This is a genomic window from Bacillus sp. TL12, assembly GCF_022625245.1.
Lineage (GTDB): Bacteria > Bacillota > Bacilli > Bacillales > Bacillaceae_G > Bacillus_A.
The window spans coordinates 12,913-38,068 of sequence record NZ_JAJJBY010000002.1; the positions used below are offsets into that span (position 1 = coordinate 12,913).

Annotated in this window: 26 protein-coding genes and 1 pseudogene; 17 read left to right on the forward strand and 10 right to left on the reverse strand. The window is 37.0% G+C overall.

Going from position 1 to position 25,156, the window contains the following annotated elements; all coding sequences use genetic code 11:
* The first annotated feature begins 59 nt into the window (after nucleotides 1–59).
* Nucleotides 60–614 carry a GNAT family N-acetyltransferase gene (locus tag LOK41_RS01995; RefSeq protein ID WP_241815276.1) on the forward strand — a complete coding sequence of 185 codons (555 nt, stop codon included), beginning with the start codon at nucleotides 60–62 and terminating at the stop codon, nucleotides 612–614.
* Nucleotides 615–650: 36 nt separating this feature from the next.
* Here the strand turns inward: LOK41_RS01995 and LOK41_RS02000 are convergent, their stop codons facing one another.
* Both LOK41_RS02000 and LOK41_RS02005 read right to left on the reverse strand, forming a co-directional pair.
* A complete protein-coding gene (locus LOK41_RS02000; protein ID WP_241814942.1) occupies nucleotides 651–794 on the reverse strand; it encodes a hypothetical protein in 144 nt (47 codons plus the stop codon).
* A 76-nt stretch (nucleotides 795–870) separates the two neighbouring features.
* Nucleotides 871–1,593: a lipase family protein gene (locus tag LOK41_RS02005; RefSeq protein ID WP_241814943.1), complete on the reverse strand. Its 723-nt coding sequence runs from the start codon at nucleotides 1,591–1,593 to the stop codon at nucleotides 871–873.
* A 165-nt stretch (nucleotides 1,594–1,758) separates the two neighbouring features.
* Between LOK41_RS02005 and LOK41_RS02010 the strand changes: the two genes are divergently transcribed.
* The gene (locus LOK41_RS02010; protein WP_241814944.1) at nucleotides 1,759–2,544 is read left to right on the forward strand and encodes a MerR family transcriptional regulator; all 786 of its coding nucleotides are present in this window, start codon (nucleotides 1,759–1,761) and stop codon (nucleotides 2,542–2,544) included.
* A 39-nt stretch (nucleotides 2,545–2,583) separates the two neighbouring features.
* Here the strand turns inward: LOK41_RS02010 and LOK41_RS02015 are convergent, their stop codons facing one another.
* On the reverse strand, nucleotides 2,584–3,366 hold the full coding sequence (locus LOK41_RS02015; RefSeq protein ID WP_241814945.1) for a TIGR00266 family protein: 783 nt from the start codon (nucleotides 3,364–3,366) through the stop codon (nucleotides 2,584–2,586).
* A 500-nt stretch (nucleotides 3,367–3,866) separates the two neighbouring features.
* Between LOK41_RS02015 and cspD the strand changes: the two genes are divergently transcribed.
* Nucleotides 3,867–4,067, forward strand: a complete 201-nt coding sequence (gene cspD / locus LOK41_RS02020) for a cold-shock protein CspD (RefSeq protein ID WP_001193054.1) — start codon at nucleotides 3,867–3,869, stop codon at nucleotides 4,065–4,067.
* A 44-nt stretch (nucleotides 4,068–4,111) separates the two neighbouring features.
* Here cspD and LOK41_RS02025 read toward each other — a convergent pair whose 3' ends face one another.
* Nucleotides 4,112–4,843 carry a yteA family sporulation protein gene (locus tag LOK41_RS02025; RefSeq protein ID WP_241814946.1) on the reverse strand — a complete coding sequence of 244 codons (732 nt, stop codon included), beginning with the start codon at nucleotides 4,841–4,843 and terminating at the stop codon, nucleotides 4,112–4,114.
* 177 nt (nucleotides 4,844–5,020) lie between these two features.
* Nucleotides 5,021–5,974 carry a 1,4-dihydroxy-2-naphthoate polyprenyltransferase gene (locus LOK41_RS02030; protein WP_241814947.1) on the reverse strand — a complete coding sequence of 318 codons (954 nt, stop codon included), beginning with the start codon at nucleotides 5,972–5,974 and terminating at the stop codon, nucleotides 5,021–5,023.
* Between the two features lie 192 nt (nucleotides 5,975–6,166).
* Between LOK41_RS02030 and LOK41_RS02035 the strand changes: the two genes are divergently transcribed.
* From LOK41_RS02035 to LOK41_RS02085, 11 genes and pseudogenes are all read left to right on the forward strand, one after another.
* Entirely contained in the window at nucleotides 6,167–7,561 is a 1,395-nt protein-coding gene (locus LOK41_RS02035) for an isochorismate synthase (RefSeq protein WP_241814948.1), read from the forward strand.
* Nucleotides 7,558–9,312 (forward strand): 2-succinyl-5-enolpyruvyl-6-hydroxy-3-cyclohexene-1-carboxylic-acid synthase, encoded by a 1,755-nt coding sequence (gene menD / locus LOK41_RS02040; RefSeq protein WP_241814949.1) that lies wholly within the window; start codon nucleotides 7,558–7,560, stop codon nucleotides 9,310–9,312. Before LOK41_RS02035 ends, menD begins: the two co-directional genes overlap by 4 nt.
* Complete coding sequence (gene menH / locus LOK41_RS02045) at nucleotides 9,309–10,121, forward strand: 2-succinyl-6-hydroxy-2,4-cyclohexadiene-1-carboxylate synthase (RefSeq protein WP_241814950.1); 813 nt, start codon at nucleotides 9,309–9,311, stop codon at nucleotides 10,119–10,121. The genes menD and menH overlap by 4 nt, the downstream gene beginning before the upstream one ends.
* A gap of 81 nt (nucleotides 10,122–10,202) precedes the next feature.
* Entirely contained in the window at nucleotides 10,203–11,021 is an 819-nt protein-coding gene (menB, locus tag LOK41_RS02050) for a 1,4-dihydroxy-2-naphthoyl-CoA synthase (RefSeq protein ID WP_017153677.1), read from the forward strand.
* 249 nt (nucleotides 11,022–11,270) lie between these two features.
* Nucleotides 11,271–12,716: an o-succinylbenzoate--CoA ligase gene (locus LOK41_RS02055; protein ID WP_241814951.1), complete on the forward strand. Its 1,446-nt coding sequence runs from the start codon at nucleotides 11,271–11,273 to the stop codon at nucleotides 12,714–12,716.
* Nucleotides 12,717–13,823, forward strand: coding sequence for an o-succinylbenzoate synthase (gene menC, locus LOK41_RS02060; protein ID WP_241814952.1), 1,107 nt, complete (start codon nucleotides 12,717–12,719; stop codon nucleotides 13,821–13,823).
* 4 nt (nucleotides 13,824–13,827) lie between these two features.
* Nucleotides 13,828–14,112, forward strand: a complete 285-nt coding sequence (locus LOK41_RS02065) for a PX domain-containing protein (protein WP_241814953.1) — start codon at nucleotides 13,828–13,830, stop codon at nucleotides 14,110–14,112.
* 178 nt (nucleotides 14,113–14,290) lie between these two features.
* Nucleotides 14,291–14,908 (forward strand): DUF47 domain-containing protein, encoded by a 618-nt coding sequence (locus LOK41_RS02070; protein WP_241814954.1) that lies wholly within the window; start codon nucleotides 14,291–14,293, stop codon nucleotides 14,906–14,908.
* A 71-nt stretch (nucleotides 14,909–14,979) separates the two neighbouring features.
* A complete protein-coding gene (locus LOK41_RS02075) occupies nucleotides 14,980–15,966 on the forward strand; it encodes an inorganic phosphate transporter (protein ID WP_241814955.1) in 987 nt (328 codons plus the stop codon).
* Between the two features lie 58 nt (nucleotides 15,967–16,024).
* A pseudogene (locus tag LOK41_RS02080) lies at nucleotides 16,025–16,138 on the forward strand (GntT/GntP/DsdX family permease); the annotation flags it as partial.
* A gap of 378 nt (nucleotides 16,139–16,516) precedes the next feature.
* On the forward strand, nucleotides 16,517–16,735 hold the full coding sequence (locus LOK41_RS02085) for a YjcZ family sporulation protein (protein WP_241814956.1): 219 nt from the start codon (nucleotides 16,517–16,519) through the stop codon (nucleotides 16,733–16,735).
* A 51-nt stretch (nucleotides 16,736–16,786) separates the two neighbouring features.
* Here LOK41_RS02085 and LOK41_RS02090 read toward each other — a convergent pair whose 3' ends face one another.
* The 5 genes from LOK41_RS02090 to LOK41_RS02110 form a co-directional block, all read right to left on the reverse strand.
* Nucleotides 16,787–18,757, reverse strand: coding sequence for an FtsX-like permease family protein (locus LOK41_RS02090; protein WP_241814957.1), 1,971 nt, complete (start codon nucleotides 18,755–18,757; stop codon nucleotides 16,787–16,789).
* Complete coding sequence (locus LOK41_RS02095; protein ID WP_098489699.1) at nucleotides 18,754–19,506, reverse strand: ABC transporter ATP-binding protein; 753 nt, start codon at nucleotides 19,504–19,506, stop codon at nucleotides 18,754–18,756. Before LOK41_RS02095 ends, LOK41_RS02090 begins: the two co-directional genes overlap by 4 nt.
* A gap of 20 nt (nucleotides 19,507–19,526) precedes the next feature.
* Complete coding sequence (locus LOK41_RS02100; RefSeq protein ID WP_241814958.1) at nucleotides 19,527–21,497, reverse strand: ABC transporter permease; 1,971 nt, start codon at nucleotides 21,495–21,497, stop codon at nucleotides 19,527–19,529.
* A gap of 97 nt (nucleotides 21,498–21,594) precedes the next feature.
* Nucleotides 21,595–22,614 carry a sensor histidine kinase gene (locus LOK41_RS02105; protein ID WP_241814959.1) on the reverse strand — a complete coding sequence of 340 codons (1,020 nt, stop codon included), beginning with the start codon at nucleotides 22,612–22,614 and terminating at the stop codon, nucleotides 21,595–21,597.
* 2 nt (nucleotides 22,615–22,616) lie between these two features.
* On the reverse strand, nucleotides 22,617–23,312 hold the full coding sequence (locus tag LOK41_RS02110) for a response regulator transcription factor (protein ID WP_241814960.1): 696 nt from the start codon (nucleotides 23,310–23,312) through the stop codon (nucleotides 22,617–22,619).
* 206 nt (nucleotides 23,313–23,518) lie between these two features.
* Between LOK41_RS02110 and LOK41_RS02115 the strand changes: the two genes are divergently transcribed.
* From LOK41_RS02115 to LOK41_RS02125, 3 genes are read left to right on the forward strand one after another with little or no spacing between them, the layout of a single operon-like run.
* Nucleotides 23,519–23,791 carry an autorepressor SdpR family transcription factor gene (locus LOK41_RS02115; RefSeq protein WP_241814961.1) on the forward strand — a complete coding sequence of 91 codons (273 nt, stop codon included), beginning with the start codon at nucleotides 23,519–23,521 and terminating at the stop codon, nucleotides 23,789–23,791.
* The gene (locus LOK41_RS02120; protein ID WP_241814962.1) at nucleotides 23,788–24,438 is read left to right on the forward strand and encodes an SdpI family protein; all 651 of its coding nucleotides are present in this window, start codon (nucleotides 23,788–23,790) and stop codon (nucleotides 24,436–24,438) included. Before LOK41_RS02115 ends, LOK41_RS02120 begins: the two co-directional genes overlap by 4 nt.
* Nucleotides 24,439–24,469: 31 nt before the next feature.
* Nucleotides 24,470–25,105 (forward strand): SdpI family protein, encoded by a 636-nt coding sequence (locus LOK41_RS02125; RefSeq protein WP_241814963.1) that lies wholly within the window; start codon nucleotides 24,470–24,472, stop codon nucleotides 25,103–25,105.
* Nucleotides 25,106–25,156 lie beyond the last annotated feature (51 nt).

Sequence of the window (25,156 nt, forward strand, 5' to 3'; positions counted from 1 at the left end):
ATTGGATTCTTTTTATTATGAAAAAAGTGGATAAAGTAATTATGAATCGAGGTGGAAGTATGCAAAATAGCTATGAACTTCCGAAATTAGAAACAAAGCGTCTGCTACTAACAAAATTAGATATGTCTCATTTAGACGATTTATTTGAAGTCTATTTGAATCCTCAAACGACTACATATGTACCTCGAAATGTACATAAAAATAAAGAAGAGACTCAAAGTTTATTAGAGAAGATGATAGAAACAACAAAGGAAGGTAAGTCTTTTGTTTGGTCCGTTATTTTTCAGGAGAATCAAAAAGCGATAGGAACCTGTGGTATTTGGATATTACCGCACAGTAGTGCTTCTTTAGGAGCAGTTATCAGTCCGTTGTATTGGGGAAATGGCCTCATTGTTGAAGCTTTAGAAAAGCTCATAAAGTTTGGTTTTCAGGAGTTAAGTTTGAATCGTATTGAAGGAAGATGTGATGTGAAAAATATAGCGTCTGAACGAGTGATGCAAAAGTTAAAGATGACCTATGAAGGAACATTGAGACAAAGTGTGAAAATTAATGAAAGATATTGTGATTCTAAGGTATATTCTCTTTTGAAACAAGAATATGATAGTTCCCGGTAAAGTCAAACAGCTTGGAAACTTCCAAGCTGTTTTTGGTTATTTCACTATAGAGATATAATGCGTCACCGAATACAGCATACCAGTTCCACCATATTCCTCCGTAGCAAAGTATGAGAATGTAAAGAAACCCGTAGCTGCAAATAGTAGAACAAGAAAAATTGCAAAGAAATATTTTAGCATGTATGGTCCCCTCATCCGAAATTAGTTACATATATTATTATAATATATCATCATTTTATTTCCAAATGTTTCCGGTTTAAAAATGAGAAGTCAGACATGTTTTGTATGTTGTCATAGCGTGATTGTTGGTGATAGATTTTGTGTTTTTCGTAAATGTCATGTTGTGATGAACATGTGCATACTCCCAGTCATGGTCATTAAAATGCACTTTGCGCGGTGGAAGAAGCGGGACGACATCGAATAAATTAACAAAGCGAAAGCTACTTGCTACTTGCATTTTATAGTAGTTTCGAAAAGTAATATCGCCAACTTTTGGAGAAGCGAAGTTATAGAGACCATATTGTGCAAACGCGGTATTCACTCGTGCGTCTAATATGTGCAGTGTGGCAAGTGCCCCGCCTAGGCTATGTCCTGTGGCGAGCAGCTTTTTATGTGATGGCAAAGAGACGAGCATATCCATAATCGTATCACGGCATGATTCATAAATAGAGAGAAAGCCGTTATGGACGTTCCCGCTGTTTAATGCGTATGGATAAGGTTTTTGGTTTACAAGTGAATCAATCAGCCACTCAGGATCCGTTTGTGTTCCCCGAAAGGCAACAATGATGGTATCTTCAGATTCTAATATGAAGCCAAACCATTCTGTTGTTTGCATTACCTTTGCTTGAAAACCTTGTACATATTGAAAATCATCAGGTATTTGAAAAACACCATTTTGTTTATATTGATCATATGTTAACTCGCAACAAGAAGCTAACAATATGGCAGTATCTTTATCAAAGGATAAAGGAGCACGCATCAAGGAAGCCCTCCTTAAGAAGAAGTAATAGTTCAATATATGAGTGGGTAGGTGGAATCATTCTTTGAGGAGATTGAAAGGAAATTAAAACTTGAACCTACAGTTACGTGAGGGAGTATGATTGAGGTAACCGCATTGGTAAAAAGAATGTAGGGGGAATAAGAGATGAGTAACAGTGAAAATTATTCAATTGGAGAGTTTTCGAAACAAACAGGCACATCAGTACGAACACTACATTATTACGACGAAATTGGGTTACTTACACCTGAAAAACATCCTAGTTCCGGGCATCGCATATATAAAAGATCGGATATATTAACATTGCAAAAAATTGTGAGTTTAAAATTTTTAGGATATAGCTTAGATGAAATCTGTGTAATGGTAAATAGGGAAAGCTTTAACGGAAGCTTGAAAGAAACATTACAAAGTCAGAAAAAAGCTTTTGAAGAAAAAAAGAGACATATCGAAACTTCTCTAAAAGCGATTCATCGAACGATTACTTTATTAGAGGACGAAGGGCAAATAGACAGTGACATTCTGATGACTTTAATTCGGAGTATACAAAAAGAAAATGAACAACGCTTATGGCTTGAGGAATACATAGATAAGGGAGTTGTTGATCGATTATACGATAAATCTGAAGAAGAGATGGTAGCATTGGATAAAGAATTTATTCAGTTGTCGAAGGAAGTAAAGAGATTATTCGGAAAGCCAGTCCATGATTCAGAGGTGCAACAGCTTGTTGATAAACATATGAAGGCGAGTCTTACATACGTTGGGCAAGAAGCACTGCACTTTTTTGGAGAATTAGAAAATATGGAGGAACAATATGAGCAGATGATTCCTTCTCCATATACAGCGGAAGAAGAGGACTGGTTAAACCGAGCGATGGAGTATTATATGATTCAAAACGGTATGTATAGTCCAAATGAAGCAGAAACGGATAAATAAAAAACAATCGCTACGTCTTATGACGTAGCGATTTGAACTTTACTCTTTTCCATCAAGAAGGCGACCAAGTCCTCCTAAAACGCTACCTTCCCCGCTACTTTGGGCTGCAGGGTTTGTAAGGCGTGCTGCTAAACGGCTTAATGTCAAGGATTGAAGCCAAACCGTTCCAGGCCCTTCTAACGTTGCGAAGAATAAACCTTCTCCGCCGAATAGAGCAGTTTTTACATTGCCTACAAATTGAATATCATAGTCAACATCTTTCGTCATTGCAACGAGGCAACCTGTATCGATACGTAATCTCTCGCCAGGTTTTAGTTCTCGTTTATAAACTGTTCCACCTGCATGCATGAAAGCAAGTCCGTCACCTTCAAGTTTTTGCATAATGAAGCCTTCACCACCGAAAAAGCCGCTACCGATTTTTTTCGTAAATTCAATTCCAATCGAAACCCCTTTGGCTGCGCAAAGGAAAGCATCTTTTTGACAAACCACTTTGCCTTGATATTCTCTTAAATCAACTGGAACGATTTTTCCAGGATAAGGCGCAGCAAATGATACGTGACGTTTGCCGTGACCTGTGTTTGTAAATACAGTCATAAACATACTTTCACCTGTAACGAGACGCTTTCCAGCACCCATTAGTTTGCCGAATAGGCCGCCAGATTTTCCGGCACCGTCGCCGAAGACTGTTTCCATTTCAATATGGTCTTCCATCATCATCATTGCGCCAGCTTCTGCTATAACACTTTCCTCTGGATCTAATTCAATTTCAACGAACTGCATATCATCGCCATATAATTTATACTCAATTTCATGTGCTTTCATTTTTTCACCTCTTATGTAGTGGATACTAATATTGTACAGAAATTAAAGAGATTAGAAAACTATCGTTTTGTTAATTTTCAAACAAAAAGCCATTTTGATTTTTCGACATATAAGTTGCTGTTATGAAAAGAAATAGTAGATTTGCACTTGTTTTCTTCTTTCGCTTGGTAATGAGGCTGAAAGAGGATCTGACCGCTTCTATACATGGCTGGACGCTCTTTCCTATCTAAAAAGAAAGGTTTTATATCAGTTTGTATTTATGTAGATTCCAGATTTTGTGAAGAGTTTAAAAAATGTAAGAAAAATGCTGAAATGAAAGTGTTCTCATTTGACGTTTTTGATAGAGCGTGATATAGTGAAATCACTATTGAGCTACATAATGTGGTACGGAAATAAAGCGTGTTTAATTCAAGGCATTAGGTCTGAGATACATTCATGTCCTTTATATCCACCTTTTCATGTGGATTCATAGTTTCATTTTTATTTAGGAGGTACATGACATGCAAACAGGTAAAGTTAAATGGTTTAACAGCGAAAAAGGTTTCGGTTTCATCGAAGTTGAAGGTGGAGACGATGTATTCGTACATTTCTCAGCTATCCAAGGCGACGGCTTCAAAACTTTAGAAGAAGGTCAAGAAGTTTCTTTCGAAATCGTTGAAGGTAACCGTGGACCACAAGCTGCTAACGTTACAAAAAACTAATTAGCTAGCGAGAAAAAAGCATTCCGAAATTCGGAATGCTTTTTTTATGCCTTCGAACCAGACTCATCTGAAGATAATTCACCTTTGTAAGTACGTTCTTCAAAATCATCCAGCATTTGTTCATATTCCTCATGCTCTTCTGTCGCGTACACTTGTGGATTCTTTCCATACATATCTGTTCCGATGAAGTTCTCGAAGTCTTCTACATAACCACGTGGCTCTTCAGCATCTACATACATTTCATCGAAGTTTTTAGAGTCGCGGCGTTCTAAATCGGATGGCGTTTCTGAAGTTCCATATAAAGCGACATCTTGCCAAGCATCCTCTGCATCATATCCTACGGCACTGTCCATATCATATTTGCCAAACGGTGGCTCTACTAATTCTTCTTCAATAGGGCGTGCGCTCATGTTTAATTTATTTGTTGTATGTTGGATACAGGTCGTAGCAGTCGGCATTGCTTCTAATCGTTCTAGCGGAATTTCTTCACCAGAAACTTCGCAAATACCGTATGTGCCAGCTTCGATTTTTTGCAAGGCATGCTTTGTATCTTGCAGTTGCTTATGCCAAAGTTCAATCAGTCCGAAATCTTTTTCTCGTTCATATAATTCTGTACCCATGTCCCCAGGATGATTATCATAAGCAGATAATTCTCCTACAGATTCCCGTTCAGAAGCACGATCTTCATTTTCATGATTTTGAAGTGTTTGTTCTAGTTCTTGTTGTTGCTTTTCTAACATGGATTTAAAGTGATTGATTTGTTGTGGAGTTAACATTGTATCCACCTTCCTACAATTCGGTTTCTTTATGTAGTATGAGCCGGAATTCGGGAAATATGAGGAGGAATTTAGGGAAGTAGTGGTGTCGTTACATGTCGAGTGGTCGATATGCTGTGTCGAATCGCCGATATATTTTGAAAATGAAAAAGGAGAGCTGCCTAGCAGCTCCCTTCCCTATAGGAAATACCCAAGTAATAGGCCGATTCCCATTAAAAATCCGAAGATTGTATTTGTTTTTGCAGTTGCAATCATTGCAGGTGCCATTTCCATTGGAATGCTTTTGCCGATAAATCCTTTTGTTGCTTTGAATGCTTTCGGTGCACTCAGGAATACAATTAACATCCATGGAGATACGATTCCGACAATGATTAGGGCAATCGTCCAAATGTAGGAAACGATAAACATAGAAGCAAGGACACCAATTGCATTTTCACGTCCAACGATAATTGCTAATGTGTTACGACCGTTTTCTTTGTCTCCATCTAGATCACGAATGTTATTGGAAAGTAAAATTGCACCAATTAAAATTGAATTTGGAATGGATATTAAAATAATTTCTGATGTTACAGTTCCAGTCTGAATGAAGAAAGAAATACCAATAATAATAATACCCATAAATAATCCTGCTGTTAATTCTCCAAAAGGTGTATAAGCAATTGGAATTGGGCCACCTGTATAAAGGTAAGCAACAGCCATACACACAAGACCGATTGCAGCAAGCCACCAGCTAGAGTTCATACAAATATAAACGCCTAATAGCATCGCGATACCGAAAAATCCAAATGCTAAGTTCAGTACTGTTTTTGGCTGAATACCGTCGCGGACAATTGCCCCGCCGATACCAACAGAACCTTCATGATCTAATCCTCTTTTATAATCAAAGTATTCGTTAAACATGTTTGTTGCCGCTTGAATGAGAAGACAAGCGAGAAGCATGATAAAGAAAAGAGGGAGATGTATTTGATTAATACCCCCTACTTGCATGGCATACGCTGTTCCGATAAAAACAGGAACAAAAGCAGCTGTTAATGTATGAGGACGTAATAAACTCCACCAAATGCGCCAGCCTGTTTGTTTACTTGGCTTTGACGGCATAGGAGGGGAATTTGTTTCAATTTTCATTTCCATTTTGAATCCTCCTTGTTCACATAAAGTACACAATTAAGTGTAGGAAAAGCATCATTTAGTGTCAACGTTTATTTTCTAGGAAGAGAAGGTGAATTTCTCAGAAATGCTAAACGTTGACAGGGGTTTCGTTTGAGGTGTATCTTAAAATCAAGCGTATTTATGACTATTTTTCGCCCATAGGGGGGAGACTTTGTGATTCAGACGAAACAAAAAGATTTACAAGAAATACTTACTGCAGCGATTGAATATGCAACTGATGAAAAAACATTGGTCAGTTTTGTAAAACAAATAGATTGGATGGATCCGCTTCTTTTTTATGCAGCAGGAAGAAGTATTGCATCCGAAAATAGATGTTACTTTGCAGACCCAGCCCAGCATGTAATATTTGCGGGAATTGGCTCTGTTTTCACTATAGCAAAATCTTCTGACAAGCGCTTTCAATATGCCTGTGAAGAGTGGAATAAAGTGCAGGAGAAAGCAATTGTTCATAGGGAAGAATATGAATTTGGAACGGGTCCACTTTTATTTGGTGGCTTTTCATTTGATCCAGAAAAAGAGCAAACGGATCTGTGGAAAGAATTTAAAGATACAACACTATCGTTACCGGCTTTTCTTTTAACAGTTAAAAATGAAAAAGCATGGTTAACAATAAATACATTTATTTCAGCTGGAGACTCTGTACAGATGGTTTATGAAGAAATTGTTTCTCTAGAAGAAAGAATTTTACACGAATGTAAAGGGCCACTTACAGAAGCAAAATTAGCAGTAAATTCTAAAGTAGAAGTTGATCCAAGGGGCTGGATGAATGCGATTGTAAAAGTGCAAGAAGAAATGAAAAAAGGAAGCGTACAGAAGGTTGTATTAGCAAGAGAGCTAAAACTAGTGATGGATCGAAATATTGATTCTGCTCGTATTTTAGAAGCGCTCCGCATCGGTCAGCCGGATTGTTACGTATTTTCCTTTGATTATAAAGGGGCATGCTTCTTAGGAGCAACGCCTGAAAGATTAATTCGTAAAGAAGGCGAGAAATTTACATCGATGTGTCTTGCTGGCTCGATTGGTCATGGTAACTCTATAGAAGAAAGTAAGCAAAATGGCGAGATGCTTCTTCATGATAAAAAGAATTTAGCAGAGCATGGCTATGTAGTAAATATGATTCGCGGCGTATTAAATGAACATTGTGAGTCTGTTACTATTCCAGAGCGTCCAGGGTTATTAACAACAAAAAATTTACTACATTTATATACACCAGTGGAAGCGAAAGGTGATGCATCCCTTCTGACAATGGTAGAAGAACTCCACCCGACGCCAGCTCTTGGTGGCACACCTCGCCACGCGGCGATGAAATTAATTCGTGATGTAGAATTATTAGACCGTGGACTGTACGGAGCACCAATCGGTTGGATAGATGACAAGGGGAACGGTGAATTTGCAGTCGCCTTGCGGTGCGGATTATTAAATGGTAATAAGGCATCCTTATTTGCCGGTTGCGGTATTGTGATTGATTCAGTTCCGCAACTTGAATATGAAGAAACAAGTTTGAAGTTTAGACCGATGCTTGGTGCTTTGGAGGAATTAATGAAATGAATAATCATATAGAAGCATTATCATATTATTTAGGCGCGTTTGTGGACGAACTAGCGCGTCTAAATGTATATGATGTTGTCATTAGTCCAGGCTCACGGTCAACACCGCTAGCCTTATTGATGGAGCAACATGAACAGATACAAACGTATTTACATGTAGATGAACGATCAGCTGCCTTTTTCGCGCTTGGTATTGCGAAAGCGAAGAATCGTCCTGTAGCAATTTTATGTACATCAGGAACAGCGGCAGCGAACTATTATCCAGCAATTTGTGAAGCTTTTCATTCACGTGTACCACTTCTTGTTTTAACAGCAGATAGACCGCATGAACTAAGAGATGTTGGTGCACCGCAGGCAATGAATCAATTGAATTTATATGGTTCTTTTGTAAAAAAGTTTATGGAGATGGCACTGCCAGAAGCTAGGGATCCTATGTATCATTATGCTCGTATGACAGCTGGGCGCGCTATTGCAAGTGCATCGCTTGCGCCAAAGGGACCTGTTCATATTAACTTCCCACTTCGGGAACCGCTCATTCCTGATTTCTCTTTAGAGAATTTATGGGAAAAAGGTCGTGGTGAATATACAGGGGCAGTGCATCAAGGAAATATGACGATGACGAGTGAATATGTACATTCTCTTACAGAGCGCCTTTCAAGTATGGAAAAGGGGCTTATTGTTTGTGGGGACGATAGCCATCCAGAAATCGTTGAAGTTATCACGGAACTTGCTGAGCAAACCGGATATCCGATTTTAGCAGATCCACTTTCCGGCCTCAGAAGCGGCGAGCATGATAAATCAATGGTAATGGATTGTTATGATACATTTTTACGAAACGAATTGTTAAAGGATACATGGAAGCCAGAAGTAATCATTCGTTTTGGTGGTATGCCTGTATCAAAAGCATTAACGCAATATATAAAGAAACAAGAGAATGCTGTTCATATTGTTGTAGATGAATCAGGAAAATGGAGAGATCCAGCCCTTGTAGCGACGGAAGTTGTATGTGCAAGTGATGTCTCGTTCTGTAAAACAATGATAGATCATATGCAAAAACGAGAAAAGAATGATTGGTACGTGATGTGGAAACATATAAACGATGCAACGAAGGAACAGCTTCGTGAAATCGAAACTTATGAAACAGCATTTGAAGGAAAAGTGATTACAGACATCGTGCATGTACTGCCAGAGGGAGCGACTTTATTTGCCAGCAATAGTATGCCAATTCGTGATACAGATACGTTCTTCTTTACAACAGATAAAAGAATCAATGTAATGGCAAATCGTGGTGTGAATGGTATTGATGGGATTATTTCAACAGCCCTAGGCGCTAGTATGGTTTGTGAACCACTTGTATTAGTCATCGGTGATTTATCATTTTATCACGATCTAAACGGACTTCTAGCAGCAAAATTACATGATTTAAATGTAACAATTGTTGTTGTCAATAATGATGGTGGTGGTATTTTCTCATTCCTACCGCAATACGAGTCAAAAGAACATTTTGAAACATTATTCGGAACGCCGCTTGGACTGGATTATGAATATGTTGTAAACATGTACGGTGGTTCATTTGCGCGTGTAAATGGCTGGGACGCATTTCGTAACGAAGTGCAAAAAGGAACAACTGAAAAAGGATTACATGTTGTAGAGATTTGTACGAATCGTGACGAGAACTTACAGCTGCACCGTGATTTATGGGCAAGTACATCGAAGGTTGTTACGGAAATTTTGCAAGGTGAAGCGGAATGAAAGTAACGCTAGAAGGTGTAGCATATGAATATGAGGTGGTAGGTAGTGGAGAACCGCTACTACTTCTTCATGGTTTTACGGGTAGCATGGAAACGTGGCGCCCATTTATTTCTTCATGGAGCGAACAATTTCAAGTTATCACTTTGGATCTAGTTGGTCACGGGAACACGGAAAGTCCGGAAGAAATGACGCATTATGATATTCAAAACGTAGCACTTCAAATGACGACATTACTCGATCATTTAAATATTGAAAAAGCACATATACTTGGTTATTCGATGGGCGGAAGGCTTGCGATTACGATGGCATGCTTATATCCAGGCCGTGTGAAATCTCTTTTATTAGAAAATTGTACAGCTGGGCTTGAGGTGGAATCGAATCGGCAAGAACGCCGCGCGCGCGATGAACAGCTCGCAGATCAAATCGAATTCGAAGGCATAGAAGCATTCGTAAATAAGTGGGAAAATATTCCGCTTTTTGCAACGCAAAAAAAATTACCACAAGGCGTGAAAGAAGCAGTTCGAAAAGAGAGACTAGCCAATACCCCAAGAGGACTTGCAAATAGTCTTAGGGGAATGGGAACAGGGGCGCAACCTTCATGGTGGAATCAGCTTGAAAGACTCAAAATGCCTGTTCTTTTAATGAATGGAGAGTATGATCAAAAGTTTTTTCAAATTCTTACAAACATGAAAAAATGCATCCCTCATGCGAAATTTGTCAAAATTCGCGAGGCTGGCCATGCAATTCATGTGGAACAACCGCAAAAGTTTGGTACAATAGTAGAGGGATTTCTAAAAACCATACAGTGACACTTTTTTCTTTTGAAGAGAGTGAAGCTTATAAAGGGGCTAGTGGACAACCATTAGCATAATAAAAAGGAGGTAAGAGTAATGGCTATTGAATGGGTAAAAGAAGGCAATTACGAAGATATTATTTATTCCACATACAATGGTATCGCAAAGATTTCGATTAACCGTCCTGAAGTACATAACGCATTCCGTCCGAAAACGGTAATGGAGTTAATCGATGCTTTTGCACACGCACGCGATGATGCAAATGTTGGCGTTATCATTTTAACTGGGGAAGGTGGACGTGCATTCTGTTCTGGCGGCGACCAAAAAGTTCGCGGTCATGGTGGATATGTAGGTGAGGACCAAATCCCACGCTTAAACGTATTAGACTTACAACGTCTAATTCGCGCAATCCCTAAACCAGTTATCGCAATGGTAGCAGGTTATGCAATTGGCGGTGGCCACGTACTTCATATCGTATGTGACTTAACAATCGCAGCAGACAACGCTGTATTCGGACAAACTGGTCCTAAAGTAGGTAGCTTTGATGGTGGATACGGTGCTGGCTATTTAGCTCGTATGGTAGGTCATAAGAAAGCTCGTGAAATTTGGTACTTATGCCGTCAATATAGTGCACAAGAAGCACTTGATATGGGCTTAGTAAACACAGTTGTACCATTAGATCAATTAGAAGCAGAAACAGTACAATGGGCAGAAGAAATCTTAGCAAACAGCCCAATGGCACTTCGTTTCTTAAAAGCTGCATTCAATGCAGATACAGACGGTTTAGCTGGTATTCAGCAACTAGCGGGAGACGCAACGTTACTGTACTACACAACTGACGAAGCAAAAGAAGGCCGTGACGCGTTCAAAGAAAAACGCCGTCCAGACTTCGGACAATTCCCTCGTTTCCCTTGATCAAAAGCGAAGCCGACTGTTTAGACGCAAGGGGCTAGGAGGCGTAGCTGGATGAAATTAAAAGCGGAAGCGGCTCGTTTAGAACAAGAGGGCGTTGGAACTCCTGACGAAGAGGCTTAGTTTGCCTCGCAGGAAGGCGTGAAATGACCGACTGTTCTAGCCGCTGTAGCTGGATAAGATCAAAAGCGGAAACAAAAAGAGACTTGATTCTATATCAAGTCTCTTTCTTTCATGAAAGGAGAATGTGTAATGGAGACAATGCCCAATTGGTTAATGCAACGTGCTTTTTTAACGCCAGAGCGCATTGCAATTGAGACAAAAGAAGAGAGAATGAGCTTTGCAAAATTACATGAAAAAGTATTATCTGTTTGTGAACACCTTTCATACTTACAAGTAGAAAAAGGTCAAAAAGTGGCTGTTCTGATGAAAAATGGTACGGAGATGATTACGGTAGTTCATGCCTTATCTTATATAGGGGCAGTAGCGGTACTTCTAAATACACGTCTTTCAAGAGAAGAGCTACTTTGGCAAATGGAAGATGCTGAAGTTGTTCGCTTAATAACGGACCGAGAATTTGAAACGGAGCAGGTACCTGTTTACATATTTGAAGAAGTAATGCATGGACCGAAGAAAACGGCAGTTGTTCAAGAGGAGTTCTCGTTAGAAGAAGCGATGACAATTATTTATACGTCAGGGACAACTGGTAAGCCAAAAGGGGTTATTTTAACATACGGTAATCACTGGGCGAGTGCCGTTGGATCGTCACTTAATTTAGGGCTTCGTGATGACGATTGTTGGTTAGCGTGTATGCCAATGTTTCATGTGGGCGGATTATCTTTATTAATGAAAAATGTGATGTACGGTATGCGCGTTTTACTCGTTCCGAAATATGATCCTGATTTCATTCATGAGGCAATAAAAACTCAGGGAGTAACAATCATATCGGTTGTATCTAAAATGCTGACGGACTTATTAGAAAGGCTTGGAGAAGAAACATATCCAAACTCTTTACGCTGCATGTTATTAGGCGGAGGGCCAGCACCAAGGCCGCTACTAGAAACATGTGTAGCAAAAGGAATTCCTGTATATCAAACGTATGGAATGACGGAAACATCTTCACAAATTTGTACGTTATCAGTAGATTACATGTTAAAGAAAGTCGGTTCAGCAGGAAAACCTCTTTTCCCATGTCAACTTCGAATAGAGAAGGATGGTAGGGTTATGCCGCCGAATGTTGAAGGTGAGATTGTTGTAAAAGGACCGAATGTGACACGTGGTTATTTTAAACGAGAAGACGCAACGCGTGAAACGATAGCAAATGGTTGGCTTCACACAGGAGACCTTGGCTATTTAGATGAAGAAGGGTTCTTATATGTATTGGATCGTCGCAGTGATTTAATTATTTCAGGCGGAGAAAATATTTATCCAGCACAAATTGAAGAAGTATTGCTTGCGCATCCTGCGGTAGGGGAGGCTGGTGTTGTTGGGAAAGCGGATGAAAAGTGGGGACAAGTGCCAGCTGCCTTTATTGTCAAAGCAGGACATGTAACAGAAGAAGAAATTATTCGTTTTTGTGAAGAAAAATTAGCGAAATATAAAGTGCCAAAAGAAGTGCATTTCTTATCAGAATTACCACGTAATGCTTCGAAAAAATTGTTAAGACGGGAACTAAGGCAGTTGCTGGAGGAAATGTAGATGAAGTTTAAAAAAGTGACGCTTTATATAACCGAAATGCCGCTTGTTACTCCTTTTGCCGCAAGTTACGGAACGTATAAGACGCGTGAAAGTATTGTCATTGAGCTAGAGGATACGGACGGATATATTGGTTTTGGGGAAGTTGTTGCTTTCTCAGAGCCATGGTACACAGAAGAAACCATAACAACGGCACTTCATATGCTTCAAGATTTTTTATTGCCAGATTTACTGAAAGCTGAAGTTATGCATCCAAATGAAATCCCTAATCTTTTTCAGCATATAAAGCGGAACCGGATGGCGAAAGCGGGAATAGAAGGTGCGGTATGGGATTTGTATGCGAAACGTCAAAACAAATCGTTAGCGACTTTACTTGGAGGAACGCAGCGAGAAATTGAAGTCGGCGTTGTGATGGGTTTAGATACAATTCCGAATATGTTAAAACGAATTGAAATGTATGCAGCAGAAGGATATCAGCGATTTAAAGTGAAAATCAAGCCGGAACTTGATTATGAGCTATTGAAGGAAATACGAAAAGCATTTCCACAGGTTCCTTTAATGGTAGATGCAAATTCAGCGTATACGCTAGCAGATACTGAGAAATTAAAGAGGTTAGATGAGTTTCAGTTAATGATGATTGAACAGCCTTTAGCTGATAACGATTTTCTTGATCATGCTAAACTGCAAAAACAAATCGAGACACCTATTTGTTTGGACGAGAGTATTCATAGTTTAGAAGATGCAAGAGTAGCCATTACACTGGGAAGCTGTCGCATTGTAAATATCAAGCCCGGCCGAGTCGGGGGATTAACTGAATCCATTCAAGTTCATGATTATTGCAAAGCACATGATATTCCAGTTTGGTGCGGTGGTATGGTTGAAATGGGAATTTCACGTGCACAAAATATCGCGCTGGCATCACTTCAAAACTTTACAATTCCCGGTGATATTTCAGCTTCGAGTAGGCATTGGCAGCGCGATATTATTTCACCAGAAGTAACGTTGCAAGGAGGAAAAGTGATTGTCCCAACTGGTCCTGGGTTTGGATATGATGTAAACCGGGAAAGATTAGAAGAGATTACGAAAAAACGGATTGTCTGTGAGAGGTGAATGCATGAGGGAAGAGATATTGCAGGTTATACAAACATACTTATTACGAGTGGTATTTGTAAAAGTTGCATACATCTTTTGGTCTCATGAAACGGAAGGGATAACCACTACTATTGCGATTGAAACAAGGAATGCTTCATATAAGCAATTTCAATGGTTATATTTTGAGTTGGTAGAAGGACTAAAAGGAAGAGAGAAATTTGATGTGTTACATGTAAATACGCTCTCTGATCCACAAGTGAAAAAACGTATACTGCAAGAAGGAAAGTTGTTTGTACAGCGTATATAAGGAGCCTACGATAATTCGGTTATCGTAGGCTTTTTTGCATTAAGGGAATTTGAAATTCTTTCAATTATTAAGATTTGGTTCATCATTTTTATGGATTGAATTGTGCCATAGGGAAATATTAAGGTTGTATTATTTACGCTTGATATTTAAACTCATTGGACAAATTGGAGGTAATAGCATGGCTGTAAGGAAAAAAGACAAGTTTACAAATCATTTAAGTAATATTTCTTTAAATTTAAATGAAAGTGCTAATTATTTCGCTGATTATAAACTGAAAAATGTGAATGACCTTAAAATTTTTTCTGAAAAAATGAAGAAATATGAATCAGAGGGGGATTCTTTAGTTCATGAAGTTACCAAAGACTTACACAATGCTTTCATCACTTCCATTGAACGAGAAGATATTTTATCTCTTACCTTGAGCATGGATGATGTTTTAGATGGATTAGAACATACTGCTGCTCTATTTGAAATGTATTCTATAGTAAATGCTGATAATTATATGCTTGAGTTTGTCGATGCTATCCGTAATTGCACTGCTGAAATTGTGGCAGCGGTTGAAATGTTGGCAACAAAGAAATTACTAAACATGAGGGATCATGCCATTAAAATTAAAGAATTGGAATCAAAATGTGATGAGGTTTTGCGTGAATCCATTAAAAATCTGTTTGCTAATGAAAAAGATCCTATTCGTATTATTCAATATAAAGAAATCTATGAAGAGCTCGAAAACATTGCGGACTTCTGTCAGAATGTAGCCAACACATTAGAAAGCATTATCATGAAAAATGCTTAACCGTATTCAAGGAGCATTAATATATCTCTGGAGTGAAAATTAATATAGTCAAAAAATATGTGGAGGCTATAATGACAACAATAATTATTATCCTTATTCTCGCTTTAACTTTCGAATTCATTAATGGATTTCATGATACGGCTAACGCAATTGCAATGTCAGTTTCTACAAAGGCTTTATCACCACGATTCGCGGTTATTTATGCCGGTGTATTAAATTTTATAGGTGCTTTAATATCAGAAGCCGTAGCAAAATCGATTGGCGGTAAAATTGCTGATCCTTTTCAGATTGAAAACGGCTTGTTAATCGTCATTTCCGCTCTTATTGCAGCTATATTTTGGAATCTGTTTACATGGTATTATGGGATTCCTTCTTCATCGTCACACACTTTAATCGGATCTGTTGCTGGAGCTGTTATTTTTGGATCAGGAATACATTCTATAAACTGGGAAGGTTTCACAGATATTATAAAAGCCCTAATCATTTCTCCTTTTTTAGCCTTTATAGTAGGATTTATTCTAATGAAAATATTAGCAATTGTTTTTAAAAACGTAAATCCTCGCCGGGCGACTCGTGGTTTTCGAGGGTTTCAAGTTGTAGCTTCTGGTTTAGCTGCATTTTCTCATGGAGGAAATGATGGACAAAAAACAATGGGAATTATTGTTTTTGCTTTAGTAGCAGGTGGTTACCAAACCACATTAGATGTACCACTTTGGGTACAAGTTACTTGTGCAGCAACAATTGGTCTAGGAACAATGATGGGTGGAATGCGGATTATTAAAACGGTTGCTAAAAAAATATTTAAAGTTCAACCTATCAATGGATTTGCTGCAGATTTAACATCATTTGTAGTATTGCAAGGTGCTACTATGTTAGGGCTACCAGTATCAACCACACATGTATCTTCATCTGCCATTTTAGGCGTTGGTTCCGCTAAACGTGTTCGGGGTGTAAATTGGGGAGTCGCTATAAGAATTGTGATGACTTGGGTTATTACACTGCCAATATCGGCATTAATAGCGGGTTTAGTAATGATGATAATGAAAATTTTTATATAAGGATATTAAATGAAAAAATAATGGTTAAGTGTCTAATAATAGTTGGAAAAACATTGTAGGGTCAGGATCATTCATGTTTTCCCATGTAAATGATGCTGGATTCTGGTTCATAAAAGAGACGTTTAAGACGTGGATAGTGCTAGAGACAGTATTATCATTTATCCCGCACTAACGGGCAGTAATACTCCCACCTCAAAATTCGGCGGGAGCAAAGAAGTTAGGTGGGAGATAAACTGCCCGTAAAGGCCCGATTGGTTCAATTAATAATCAGTGGGGGATGAGGAAACCCCCCACTGATTAAAGTTTCACTTTATCGCATTTGGATTTGCATGATTGCTTAATATGTTTGTGTAATATAAGGAGGATGCTCTTAAAGAGCATCCTTTTTTGTATGTGATTTAAGAATTCATTTTTTTATTATTACATGAAACAAGCCTATTTTTAGGCAATACAAGCTCCCGATTTTCCATATAGACATAATATAAATGGAATCCCCTCATTTAGAACAAGATGATCTTGTTACGAATGATATTAAAGGAGGAATAGAGTAATGAGTGAAAGTTTCGATCATAGAAATCACGGTCATGACCGTGATCGTGACCGCGATCGTGACCGTGACCGTTGTCACAACTTTGGCGGCGGTTTCGCGCTTCTAATTGTATTGTTTATCCTATTGATCATCATCGGTGCTAGCTGCTTCAGTGGTGGAGGCGGCGGTTACTGTGGTTATGGAGGCGGTTTTGGCGGCCACGGTGGATTTTGTTGCTAACATCTAAAAACTATTGAAATAGCCTTGTGCACGTGCACAAGGCTATTTTATTCACAATTTAAGGCGTTGTGATAATTTATTCATGTAAAGGGAACGGATTAAAAAGAAGAAAATAATCTCGATAATCCCAAATAAAGTAAGTACAAATAATAGTTCTTTAAGTAAAGAAAGAGAAAGCACTGCTTGTAAAAATTGAATTGCAAATATCGTATGGATAGCTGCAACTATATAAGGTACGAAAAATAAGATAGCTAATTGAATTGTTGCAGAGCGAAACATCTCTGCTTCTGTTAATCCAATTTTAGTAATAGTGATATACTTTTGTTCTTCCCGCGTTAAATCATTATACATACGGAAATATAAGACACTTGCTGCGCCGATAAAGAAGATAATACCGAGAAATGTTCCAATAAAGAAACTAGAGACATTATCTTTTTTACTGTATGCTAATGCATCACTAGCTGTAGCAAGGCTAAATGGAGTGACAACATCATGTTTTTCTGAATCATGATTTTTGAATAATGCATTTCGGTCTTTATCTATACTATTGATTATATTTTTCGTAGGAATAAGAGTATCTTCCCAATTTTCAACGAGATAGTTATAAACGGTCATAGTTTCAATATGAGGAAGTATGTTATCAACCACATGATCCTGCATGATAAGTGTATCCGGAAGAATGTATTGTGGCTCTACGCCATGTATTAAAAAATCTTTAATACGAAATGTCTTTTTGTTAGATTCTAGTGTAATTGTTTCGTGTTTTGCAAATGGATTTGCAATTAAATTTAATAGCGTTGGTGAATATTTAGAAATTATATATGCTTCGTCTGGACTTAACTGAATTTCTGGTTTTTTTAGCAGCTTAGCTAATGTATTGTAATCACTCATTTTCATAATCACAATATTTTCTTCTTGTGCCTTATCTTTTAAAACTGTCAATTTATATTTTTTATATTGAAATCCATGAGTTGTCAGTTCTTGTTCAATTGTAGCAATATGTTTTTGCTCAAATGAATTTCTGGTTTCAGATGTATACGTAAACGGAACAGGATAGCGTTCTAAAATAGATGCTTTTGTGTAATTATTCATAGCAAAGAGCGGTGTAATAATTGTAAAAGCAAGCGCAGATAACATAGTAACAATAAAGAGCATATTAATATTACCACGCGTGCGAGCAACTAAATCTGAAATCCATAACATATTTATTTGTTTCATATAAAATTTTCTTCTCTTTTTTAAAATAGATATAAAGAGAAGAATCGTTTGAGAAAAGAATAAATATGTTCCAATGGTTACAAGTGGCAAAATCGATAAAATGATAAAGATTACAGAGCCATCCTGTACGTTTTTTTCAGTGACATATCCTTTTGGATATCCAGCGATATAATAACATAGACCTAAACAGGCTAAAGCAAATAAAGAAATAAGAATAGAAGGCCGTTTTTCTTTTCCTTGCTTTTGATCGCCTTTAATGAGACGAACTGTTTTACGTGTACGAACGAACATAGGTGTAAACGTAGAAACGATAAAAAATAGAACAATAAAAGTTAATGTTGTGGCGGTAATTGCCTTTGTTGGCCAATATAAATAGATTCCTGTTGCACCTGTTAATTTGGATGTAACGAGTAGGAAAAAGTTAGAAAAAACAAGACCAACTTGAGTACCAGCAAAAATTGCTAAGATCCCAATTATCATATTTTCCAGAAAAATAAGGCGTTTTAACTGTTTCTTAGAAATACCGAGAACGGTTAAAATACCAAATTGTTTTTTACGTACATTTAAAAATGTTCCAATCGAATATAGTAAAAAAAAGAACGAGAACATAACGATGACAAATTGTGCCATTCCAATTAAATTCATTAGCGGCCCTTGTTCTTTTATGTCTTGTAAGCGTGGATGATACGAATATACAGTAAAGGAAAAGAAAACTGTAATTGAAAATACACTGCTTATAAAATAGGCGAAATATGCCTGTGAATTCCGAGAGACATTTTTAAAAGCAAACTGCCAAAATGTCATCCGCGTCTTCCTCCTAATAACGCCAACACATCTAATATTTCTTGATAAAACTTTTCACGATATAGACCACGGTGTAATTCATTGTAAAGTTCACCATCTTTAATAAAAATCACACGGTTGCAATAGCTTGCTGCAAATGGATCGTGTGTCACCATTAAGATGGTTGCTTGTTCTTCTTTATTTAATTTTGTAAATAACTCCATTACATCAATCGCCGCTTTTGAATCTAAGTTTCCTGTTGGTTCATCAGCAAGTAAGAGCGATGGATGATGAATGACAGCACGAGCTACGGCGGTGCGCTGCGCTTGTCCACCAGAAACTTCAAAAATTCGTTTATCTAAAATATGATCAATTCCAAGTTTCTTGGAAATGTGATCAAGTTTTTCATCCATTTCTTTTAGAGGAATATTATCTAATGTTAAGGGTAATACGATATTTTCACCGATTGTTAACGTATCTAATAAGTTGAAATTTTGAAAGACAAACCCTAATTCTTGGCGACGAAAAACAGCTAATTTTTCACGGCGGAACGTGTGAGGTTCTTTTCCGTTAATAAACACCTCGCCAGCAGTAGGGGAATCAATCGTTGAAATTACATTTAAGAAAGTGGATTTACCGCTCCCAGAAGGACCCATAATTGCGACAAACTCACCTTTATCTACATGTAAATTAATGTTTTTTAAAGCGGTATGAGGGACTTTCCCCTCATACACTTTTGATACATTTTTTATGTGTAATACTTCTTCCATAAAACTCACCTTTCTAGCTCTTAAAGCTTAATATGTTGCGATAATTTTTGCATATATAGGGAACGAATTAACAAGAAAAAGATGGTTTCAACGGTTCCGAAAATCATAAGGACAACCGTAACTTCAGCAAATAAAGATAGATTCATGATTTCTTGTAACATTCTTGTGGCAAACATTGTATGGATAGATGCCATAATATATGGAACAAAGAATAAAATTGCCAGTTGAATCGTAGCAGAGTGTTTCATTTCAGATTCTGTTAATCCAATTTTTGTAACGGTAATATATTTTTCTTGTTCGTTTGTTAAATCTGTATACATACGGAAATAAAGTACACTTCCAGCTCCAATGAAGAAAATAACGCCAAGGAACGTACCAATCAAGAAGAATGAAGCGGCACCTAATTTAATTTCGTATAGCGTGTTACTCGCTTCGTTCATGATAAATAATGGTTCTTCAGATGGGATATTTCTTCGATCTTTTGCAAATGTATCAAGATATTCTGCAGCAATCTCATTTGTCTTTTCCCAGTCTTTTACTTGAAAATTATAAAGCGTCATGTGTTTCATGTTATTCGATAAAGCATGTACTGTATCATCAGATAAAATCAGTATTTGTGATGTCCATCCAGTTGGTATCACGTTAATAAATTCGTAACCTTTTACATGTAGTGTAAGTGCACTTTGAGAAAATGTGATGCTTGTTCTTTTAAATTCTTCTTGCATTGGACTTAATATGTTTTGATAGCCATATCCAGGTAATATATATGTTTCATTCTCCTTTACAAAAAGTTGCTTGTGATGTAAAGCAGTCGCAAGTTTATTATAGTCACTTTCTTTTAACACATATGCTTCTTGTTCATAGGGCGTGGTTTCATCTTTTGGTAATGAAACTGCATATAAGTCTGTTTTGTATTTCTTAAATGCAAATTGTTCTTCACTAAGCCGTTTTTCTAACCAATCCATATGCTTTGAAACAAGTGGATTAGCGTCGTATGAAAGGTAGGAGAATGGAAATGGACTATTGTTTATAACATCAAATTTCATAAACTTCCCAAACCCATATATGAATGTAATCATTGTAAATGCAAGGGTAGATAGCATTGCTACAATAAACAGCATATTAATATTTGTACGAATACGGTTTGCTAAATCGGAAATCCAAAGCATGTTAATTCGCTTCATATAAAATTTTCTTCGCTTTTTTAATATGCGAATGAGCAGGAAACTAATTTGCGAAAAGAAAAGATAAGTTCCCATCGCAACGAGTGATGGAATAACGAAAACACTAGAAACCATGTATAGAGTTCCTATGTCTGAACCGAGTGATATAAAGTATTTTGGGTTCCCAGCTAATACATAACCTGATAATAAACAGGTAGCCCCAAACAAAGAAATTAGGATGGATGGCTTTCGCTCTTTTTGTCTCAAGTTTCCTTCTTTTAGAAGGCGCACTGCTTTTCTTGTTCGAATAAGCGTAGGAGTGAAAGCTGATACAACGATAAAGAGTCCGAGAAAGATTGTCGCTGTTAAAATAATTGCTTTTGTTGGCCAATATAAATAGAGCCCAGGAGCATATGTAATTTTCGCTGTTACCAATAAGAAAAATTGTGAAAAAACAAGTCCAAATTGAATGCCAAAGAAGATGGATAATAATCCAATTAACATATTTTCCATAAAAACAAGGCGTTTCAATTGTTTTCTTGATATTCCTAAAACGGTTAACACGCCAAATTGTTTTTTTCGAACTTTTAAAAAGGTACCGATGGAATAAAGTAAGAAGAAAAATGAGAAGAACACAATGACTACTTCTGAAAATATCATTAATCCTGAAATTCCATCAACTACGCTAGAATTCTGTAACCGAGGATGAAATAAATACACTGCAAATGAAAAGAACACAGCAATGGAAAAAGCACTGCTTACAAAGTAAGCGAAATAAGCTCTAGAATTTCGTGTTACGTTTTTAAATGCGAACTGCCAAAATGTCATGCTGTATACCTCCAAATTGAAGGTATCGTTTGAGTCGTGTTGCAAAAAATGTATGAGAATGAGTCCTCATACATTTTGTTGAAATGCGTTATATTCATTAGTCTGTCACCTTCCTAGGTTCATCTGCTTGATGATTTACAGCGTTATGGAAGATAATTTTTATACTTGTTCCTTTACCGACCTCGGAATCTAATTTCACGGAATGGCCTAAATAAGAACAAATCTTGCTTACAATATAAAGCCCCATACCAGTCGATTCTCCGAAAGTACGTCCATTTTTCCCTGTGTAAAATGGTTCAAATACTCTTCGAATGTCTTCCTGAGGGATACCAACACCTTCATCACGAATTTCTAAAATAATATCTTTTCCGTTTCGGTAAGCAGATAAGAAAACCTTTTTTCCACGCTCACCAGAATAACGAACCGCATTCGTCATTAACTGATAAATAATGAATTTAAGCCACTTGGTATCAGAGGCAACCATAAGATCAGAATGAACTTCTAGAACAGGGAAGACTCCGTTCCGAATAAAGAGTTCTTTTAAGCCATTAATATTTTTGGTTACAGCATCTTTTAGTGAAATGGTTTCAACGTGGAAATCTTCATGGAAGTTATTGAGCCGTGCCATATATAATGCCATATCAAGCCCTTGGTTTAATCTTTCTAGTTCTTTTTTAAATTTAGGAATGAGATGCTCATCTTCCATTTCAAGTACCATAAGCTGCATAACAGAAACGGGTGTTTTCATTTGATGCACCCAGTGGTTAATAAACAGTTGATGCTCTTGTTGTTTTACTTCATATGTTTGCAGCTCTTTTTGGAATAGGCGATATTGCGTACGGACAAGCTCGTTTACGCCGTGCGGCATAGGAGCGGTTGCTCTTTCAATAAAAGCATCTTCCATTTTTTCTGGTGGCTCACTTAACCTGTGATACATTCTGCGGTTGCGAACATAACGATAAGCAAGGAAGCAAATAAATAAATATAAACTTAATACAATAAAGTAGAACTTGTTGTTTTGGAATCCGTCTACTGCATCATAGAGAATAAAAATGATACCGAAGTTTAATGCATATAATAGAAAAAATGCAAAATGATCACGCAAAAATAACTTCATGCTTATTCACTCCAAGTTGTGTTAAAACGATACCCTAATCCACGTACTGTTTCAATGGCATTTTCAATACCAAGTTCATTAAATTTCTTACGAAGACGTGTAATGTTTACGTTTAATGTATTTTCTTCAACGAAGCTTTCATCATCCCAAAGAGCAGCTAATAAATCTTCACGACTTGCTGTACGTGGGAATTTAGATAAAAGCATTTCAGCTAAGATTGCTTCTTTCTTTGTTAGAAGAACTTGTTCACTTCCAAAATGAATTTCTGGTCGTTCAGGGAATAATTTTAAACCTTCTACTTCAACGATACGTTCTGAAATATTTGGTGCATAGTCACCATAAATACGGCGTAATTGTCCTTTAATTTTCGCCATCACAACATCGTAGTGGAAAGGTTTTGTAATATAATCATCTGCACCGCTCTCAATTGCCATAATTTGTTCCATTTCACCAGCACGAGCAGAAATGAAAATAATAGGACAAGTAGATTCATGACGGATTTGACGACACCAGTAGAAGCCATCGAACTTCGGTAAGTTTACATCTAGAAGGACTAGGTGTGGTTTCACTCTATTAAAAGAATCCATAATATTATCAAAGTTATCCGCAACAACAGCTTCGTAACCGTATTTTTGAATATGAGATTGCAGTAAAGATGAGATATTTGGATCGTCTTCAACGATTAAAATTTTATACATATGTATATTCCTCCTAAAAACAATTGTAGCTATAGTGTACCATTTGTTTCGTGTCTTTTCATTAGCTTGAAACGAGTGCTAGTAAACAGTATAGGTCAAAAGTGGAAAAAGTAAAAAGGACTTTGGATATAATTGACAATTTATAGTTTTTATTTTAACATTTAGATAAATATCTAAATGTCTAATTAGCGAAAGGAAGAAAAGTATTGAACCAAGCATTTAAAGCATTAGCAGATCCAACCAGACGAAAAATTTTAGACTTATTAAAAGAAGGAGATTTAACAGCTGGTGAAATTGCCGAACATTTCAATATGACAAAGCCAAGTATTTCACATCATTTAAATGCGCTCAAAAACGCTGAACTCATTCAAGATGAAAAAAGAGGACAATTCGTTGTGTACTCTTTGAACACAACCGTTTTTCAAGATTTATTAGCATGGGTGTTTACGTTTACGAATAAAGGGGGAGAGGGGAAATGAGGAAGCATGTGTTTCCAATCGTAATAATTGCTCTAACAATTATTACATGGTGTGTAGCGTGGCCTTATTTACCAGAGGAAATTCCGAGTCATATAAATGTTTCTGGTGAAGTAGATGACCATATGTCGAAAATGGGAATGATGATTTTTGACGTAGCAATTATGGGATTCATATATGCTCTATTCACGTTATTACCTAAAATAGACCCGAAGTACGCGAACTACAAAAAGTTTCCGAAAGCATTTGTGATAATGAACGGGGCCATTATATTTTTCTTATTTGCTAATAACATGATGACGCTTGTAAATGCTTTAGGTTATAACGTTCCAATTGGGATAGTTATGAACATAATGCTCGGTATTCTTTTTGTTGTACTCGGTAATTATATGCAGCAATGTAAACCAAACTTTTTTATGGGAATTAAAACACCGTGGACATTAAGTAGTGAAGAAGTATGGAGAAAAACGCATCGATTGGGATCAAAAATTATGATGCTTGGTGGTATTGTAATGATTCTTTCGGCGTTTCTTCCAGGGATATGGAAGATGATTAGTGTACTAAGTGTTATATCCCTACTGGTTGCTAGTACAATGATATATTCTTATGTTGTTTATAAGAAAGAGATGGAAGAAAGTAGAAGGGTATAGTTTTTATAAAAAACTATAGGGGGATGAGAAAATGAAAAAACATCTTTTTGCAATCATACTTATTCTTATAACGTGTTTAGCATGGGCATTTGCTTGGCCACATTTACCGGATACAATTGCAACGCACTGGAGCGGCGGTACTGCAGATGGATTTTCATCAAAATTAACTGGAATGATGTCTATGGTAGGAGTCATGATAGGGTGTTATATTCTTTTAAATGTTATACAAAAGATTGATCCTAAAAAAGAAAACTATGAAAAGTTTTCTAAAGCATTGTTGATCATAAATAATGGCTTGCTAGTTGTTTTATTTATAGGAAACATAGATATTATTGCAAGTGGATTAGGCTATAACGTATTTATTAATAGAGTTCCAGAGTTACTTGTAGGTATTTTATTTTTAATTATCGGTAACTATTTACCACAATGTAAGCCAAACTTTTTCGTTGGTATGCGGAATCCGTGGACACTTAGTAATGAAGAAGTATGGAGAAAAACGCATCGCTTTAGCGGAAAAGTGTTTGTAGTTTTAGGACTTGTGATGATTGTCAGTATTGCCCTGCCAGCTGAATGGAGATCTTATTTGATGCTTGTAATCATATTAATTGCTGTAGTGTTGACGAATTTATATTCTTATATTCTATATAAAAAAGAAATGCACGTATAGATTAGAAGCTAACGTTTGTAGAAAGGTTAGGATTCATTATATGCAGTAGGA